The sequence below is a fragment of the Streptomyces sp. NPDC006510 genome (genome assembly GCF_040611955.1).
Classification (GTDB): domain Bacteria; phylum Actinomycetota; class Actinomycetes; order Streptomycetales; family Streptomycetaceae; genus Streptomyces.
Genome location: NZ_JBEXPH010000338.1, coordinates 1 through 5,346, shown reverse-complemented (window position 1 = coordinate 5,346; position 5,346 = coordinate 1). Strand labels below are relative to the sequence as shown.

Sequence of the window (5,346 nt, the reverse complement as noted above, 5' to 3'; positions counted from 1 at the left end):
GATCGGTCAGTTGCACTCGCGTCACTTAAGACGGTCTACCGGACCAGACCGTGCCACGAAGGCACATCCCGCAGATTGATCACGACTCGATACGCTCCCTAGACGCAGAAGCTACATGCGACAAACCCACGCGCTTTCAACGAAGTTGACACAACCCGAGTCAGCCAGCCCATCACCGGGCCAGTGGACGCCATGCCACGACGCGTTCTCAGCCGATCTGCAACACCCCCAGCTCACACCACACCCCACACCTCAACTCACACCCCCGCCGGCGTCACTACGGCATCCCTGGTTCATCCCTGACTCGCCCCGGAACGGCCCCTGACAACGGCACCGGGCGGCCGACAGCGCACCTAGTGTGCTCAAGGAGTCCCAGCCGGGTCTGCACATTCCCGAGCACGTCTCTCACGCCCAGTCTCGTCAGGAGGATGATTCATGCCGTTCAGAGGCAGGTCCGTGCTACGGCGCGCCGTCGTACGGAGCACGGCCATGGTCGCGGGAACCGCCATCGCCGCCGTCGCCGGTTTCGCCGCCGCGCCCATCGTGAACGCGGCGCCGGTGACCGCCAGAGCCCTGCAGTGGGCTCCGTGCAACGACCCGGACAACCCGGGCGCCGAGTGCGCCACCCTCACGGTGCCGATCGACTGGGCCCGCCCGGGCGGGCCGACGTTCGGCCTGGCCGTGGCCCGCCGCCAGGCCACCGACCCCGGTGCACGCGTCGGCTCGATGGTGTTCGGTCCCGGGGGTCCCGGCGACTCCGGGGTGGAGCGGGTGGTGAGCGGCATCAGCCGGTTCAGTCCCGAGATCCGCCGCAGGTTCGACATCATCAGCTTCGACCCGCGTGGCGTGGGCAGCAGCAACCCGGTGACCTGCTCCGGCGACCTGCTCGCCCAGCGGCCGTCACCGGAGCTGGCAAGCCAAGCGGACTTCGACGCCACCCTGGCCTACAACAAGCGGCTCCGCGCCGACTGTCGGGCACGCACCGGCCCGGTGTTCGACCACCTTGACACCGCCCAGACGGTCCAGGACCTGGACGCCCTGCGGGTTGCCCTCGGCGAGGCCGAACTGACCTTCCACGGCAGCTCGTACGGCACACTGCTCGGCGCAGAGTACGCCGAGGCCCATCCTCACCGGGTCCGGGCGATGGTGCTGGAGAGCGTGATGGACCACAGCGTTTCCACCACCCGTGAGTTCCTGCGGTCCGAGGCGACCGCTGCACAGGACTCCTTCGACGAGTTCGTGAAATGGTGCGCCGACGACTCGACCTGCGCACTGCACGGTCGCGACGTCCGCACGGTCTGGCAGGGGCTGCTGACCCGGGCCCAACGCGGCGAGCTGGAGAACGCCGCCAAGCCGGGAACCCCCCTCTCGTCAGCGGATCTGGTCAACGGGATCGCCTTCAAGAAGTTCTACAAAGTCGACTACGCAGGCCTGGCGAAGGCCATCACCGGGATGGCGTCGAGCAGCCCGCTCCCCGCCTCGCCCACCTCGGTATCGCCGCTTCCGCCGACGACCCTCGTCTTCTGCGCAGACTGGCACCTGCCGGTGCGCGACTACCAGGAATACGCCTCACTCGTCGGCGTGATGAACAGGACCGCACCCGACCTGCCCTCCCTGCTGCCGATCCAGATGACAGCGGCGTGCCTGGGCGCGCCGACCGCTAACCCGCAGCACCGCCTGGCGGCCCGCGGCGTCCCGCCGATCCTGGTGTCCAACGCGCTCCACGACCCCGCCACCGGCTACCCCTGGGCGGTCTCGGTGGCCCGGCAACTCGGCCGCAGCGGCGCGCTCCTTACTTACGAGGGCCAAGGCCACGGCAGCGTCACCAGCGGCCCCTGCATGGAGCACGCCGTCGACGGCTACCTGACCGACCTGACCGTGCCACCACGCGGCACCAGGTGCCCGGCCGTGCCGTCCTGAGCGGGCCGGTCTCGTCGATGCCGGCCCAGATTGCGGCCATGGTGCCTCCGTGCGATGGGGTGTGTTGGTTCCTCCCGACGGACGACCTCGCTGTCGATTCCCTAATCCCTTGTTAACCTCAATACTGGTAACTCAGGGGCAATCCGGTCTTTGTTGTTGGTATGCCAAGAGCGGGTCAGCTGAAGTCATTTGGTGAGCGGTTGTCGGACCGGGTCGCGGTCGGGGTGCTGACGCAGGCGTTTCCTCGGTCGCCTGTGGACGAGGTGTTGGCGGAGACGGGCCGGGTGCAGCAGCGAAACCGGCTGTTGCCGGCCCGGTTGGTGGTCTACTTCGTGCTGGCGATGTGCCTGTTCTCGGGGCAGAGCTATGAGGAGGTCGCCCGGCTGCTGACAGCAGGTTTGCAGGGTGCGCGGTGTTGGCGTGCGTCGTGGGTGGTGCCGAGTTCGGCGGCGATCTGGAAGGCCGGGTCCCGGTTGGGTGTGGCGCCGCTGCGGGAGTTGTTCGCGCGGGTGTGCCGTCCGGTTGCCACATCGGCCACGCAGGGCGCCTTCTACCGCGACTGGCGGTTGACTGTGATCGACGGCACCACGTTCGACCTGCCTGACACGAAGGCGAACGTGGATGCCTTCGGCCGTCCGCCTCGCTCCGGGCGGGGTGAACAGGACGTCGGATGTCCGCAGTTGCGCATGGTCGGCCTGGTGGAGTGCGGCACCCATGCCGTCTTCGACGCCGCGATCGGAGCTCTGCGCGCCGGAGAGCAGACTCCGGCCCGGGCGGTCCTGGTGTCCCTGCGGCCGGGGATGCTGCTGCTGGCCGGCCGTGGCTTCTACGGCGTGGACCTGTGGCGCAAAGCCGCGGCAACCGGGGCGGACCTGCTGTAGCGCGTCCGCAAAGACCTCGTGCTCCCCGTGGTCGAGCAGCTGCCGGACGGCTCCTACCTCACCGAGATCTTCGACCGCAGCGACATCCACCACACCCGCCGCGGGGTGCCGGTCCGCGCGGTGGAGTACACCATCGCCGGCCACGAGGGCGCCTACCGGCTCATCACCACAATCCTCGACCCGGACAAGGCCCCAGCCACGGAACTCGCCGCCCTCTACGCCCAGCGATGGGAGTTCGAGTCCACCCTCGACGAAATCAAGACCCACCTCGGCGGGTCACACCTGGTCCTGCGTTCACAGCACCCCGACGGCGCCGAGCAGGAACTCTACGGCTTCCTGCTCGTCCACCACGCCATCCGACACCTGATGCACCAAGCCGCACAACAAGCCGACCAGGACCCCGACCGGATCTCCTTCACCCGCTCACTGCGCGTCGCGCGCCGCCAGGTCACCGACCAGGCGGCATTTTCCCCCCGGCAGACTCACCCGCGCCATCAAAACCACCCACGCTGAACTCCTCGAACGCCTCCTGCCACCACGACGCCGCCGGTCCAACCCCCGCGTCATCAAACGCAAAGTCGCCAGCCGGCCCCTCAAACGCGCCGCCCACCGCACTACAGACCGACCACGCGCCCCGGCCATCACCCTCGTCTGCGCCACCCAACCGAAACGAGTCAAACGCACACCAAAGCACTGAGTTACCGGTATTTTCCTTAAGGTTGCCGTTTGAACGTTTGTAGCGGTTCGTCGTGGTTTGGTGCCCTTCTTGTGGTGGGCGGGCCGGGCGTAGGCCTCGCCGGTGGCCAGGACTCTGTTCACCTCGTGGCGGGCGGCGGGCCGCTGGGTCTTCGAGCCGGGCGGCCGACCCGGCCCTCGTGGTCCAACCAGGCCGCCCGGCGGGTCAACCTCGGATGGAGCCGGTCCCAGGCCCGGGCGACGGCGGTGCCGTAGCGGCGGGTCGCGGTGCAGGTCACCGCCTGCTCGGCGCCCCAGGTCGCGGGGTCGCCAAAGACGAACTCGGCCCCGTGCTTGGGTGGCCGGCCCCCGGCCGGGTTGGCCGCGGCGAACTCCGCGCGGGTCGGCGCCACTCGGCGCATCACCCGGTCCGAGCGAAGACGGCCGAGGACCTGCACCGGCAGATCGGCCAGCAGGTGGGCGATGCGCGGAGTGTCGTAGCCGGCGTCCATCACCACCAGGACCTCCGGATCATCCGCCTTCCACTGCCCGGACGCGATCAGCCGGTTCACCGTGTCGCGGAGTTGGGCGGTGGTGACGGCGGCCAGGTCGGCGCCGGGCTCCAGCCGCACCGCGTCCAGGACCGCCGTCCAGGACGTGCGGCCGGCCTCCAGCGCAACGACGAAGGAGTACGGCCAGCCGGGGATCAGCTGGTGCTTGGCGTCGCCGCGGCCGTAGGTATGGCAGAACGACCGGTCCGGGCAGGTCTCCGCGCCCGGCCGCAGCCACGGGGAGACGTCCACCGCGAGCACCAGTCGGCCGTCGGCAGCACGCGGCAGCGGCAGGCCGGCCAGCACCGTCCGCAGCCGGTCGACGTCCACGCGGCCCCGGTTCAACGCGCCGTACAGAGCACCATGCCCGCGCCGGTGCTCGGGCGCCAGCGCCAGGTCCACCAGCGTCCTCACCGGCCCGTCGGTGCATAGCACCGCGTCCGTGAGCTCGAACAGCGCGTCGCGCCGACCGGTCAGGCAGTCGTAGAAGACCCCCGGAAGCGTGACAGTTCCGCGAACGGCTCGCACTGCACGCCCTGCTCCACCACACTCACTACTACGGCCTTCGCAGTCAAGTCCTGTCCCTCTTGGTCGAGTTCAGGATCACGCGAAGGCCTTACCGCCGTCCCGGAAACACCCGGACGAGTGATCACCGGGCCCGCCTGTTCGAAGCCGGACGCGAGAGGCCAAGCTCGGACCACAGTGCCCGGTAGGCAGCAATGGTGGCTTGCCACCGCCGTCAGGGGCGCGGGGCCCACGGGTCGTCATACCCCACCGGATCGGGCCTTTCGGGGTGGAGCATCTCTCGGACGCAGCGCCGCAGCCCCGTCTCGCCGAATCCGCCGGCGACGGTCATCCAGGGCAGGGTGTCCATGGCGTGGGCGCGCTCGTCGGTGGCGAGGTCGTTGACGGCGACATGCAAGTCATCGGGAGCGGGTTCGTCGGTGAGGCAGAGCCAGCCCATCGCGGCAGCCAGCCGGACCTCGGGCGCCTGCGTCCGGTCCCGCAGCCGATCGCACATCCACGCGGTGGTCGGCACGTGGGGGTGGGCGCGGGCGGCCTCGGCGATGGCGAGGACCAAGGCGGCGCGGACGATCGGGTCCTGCTCGACGGCGAACTGGGTGCCAAGAGCTGAGCGGACGGTCCGATGAGGGTCGGTGGCGGTAGCCAGTGCGTAGGCGGCGTGAACGCGGATCGCCGGGTCGGGGTCGTCGAGAAGGGGCTCTAGTACTCCAGTACGGTTTCGTGATCTATCCCGTGGGTTCATCGGCGGATCGTCGTCGGTAGTGGCTGCGACGGGCTGTGGCCTGGTGCTTTCG

General features: G+C 69.4%; 2 protein-coding genes and 2 pseudogenes. 2 read left to right on the top strand and 2 right to left on the bottom strand.

What is annotated here, in order from left to right; translation table 11 throughout:
* Positions 1 to 489 precede the first annotated feature (489 nt).
* Together ABZY11_RS42685 and ABZY11_RS42680 are read left to right on the top strand one after the other, a co-directional pair.
* Positions 490 to 1,920, top strand: a complete 1,431-nt coding sequence (locus ABZY11_RS42685) for an alpha/beta hydrolase (RefSeq protein ID WP_356484337.1) — start codon at positions 490 to 492, stop codon at positions 1,918 to 1,920.
* A gap of 161 nt (positions 1,921 to 2,081) precedes the next feature.
* Positions 2,082 to 3,314, top strand: a pseudogene (locus tag ABZY11_RS42680) (IS4 family transposase).
* A 371-nt stretch (positions 3,315 to 3,685) separates the two neighbouring features.
* On the opposite strand, the pseudogene ABZY11_RS42675 reads toward ABZY11_RS42680, so the two are convergent.
* Positions 3,686 to 4,581, bottom strand: a pseudogene (locus ABZY11_RS42675) (transposase); the annotation flags it as partial.
* A 185-nt stretch (positions 4,582 to 4,766) separates the two neighbouring features.
* Positions 4,767 to 5,294, bottom strand: a complete 528-nt coding sequence (locus tag ABZY11_RS42670; RefSeq protein ID WP_356484336.1) for a HEAT repeat domain-containing protein — start codon at positions 5,292 to 5,294, stop codon at positions 4,767 to 4,769.
* Positions 5,295 to 5,346 lie beyond the last annotated feature (52 nt).

Bases quoted from the DNA above. Each gene is read 5' to 3' on its own strand.
- ABZY11_RS42685 (WP_356484337.1), top strand. From the start codon at position 490: ATGGTCGCGGGAACCGCCATCGCCGCCGTCGCCGGTTTCGCCGCCGCG.
- ABZY11_RS42670 (WP_356484336.1), bottom strand. From the start codon at position 5,294: ATGAACCCACGGGATAGATCACGAAACCGTACTGGAGTACTAGAGCCC.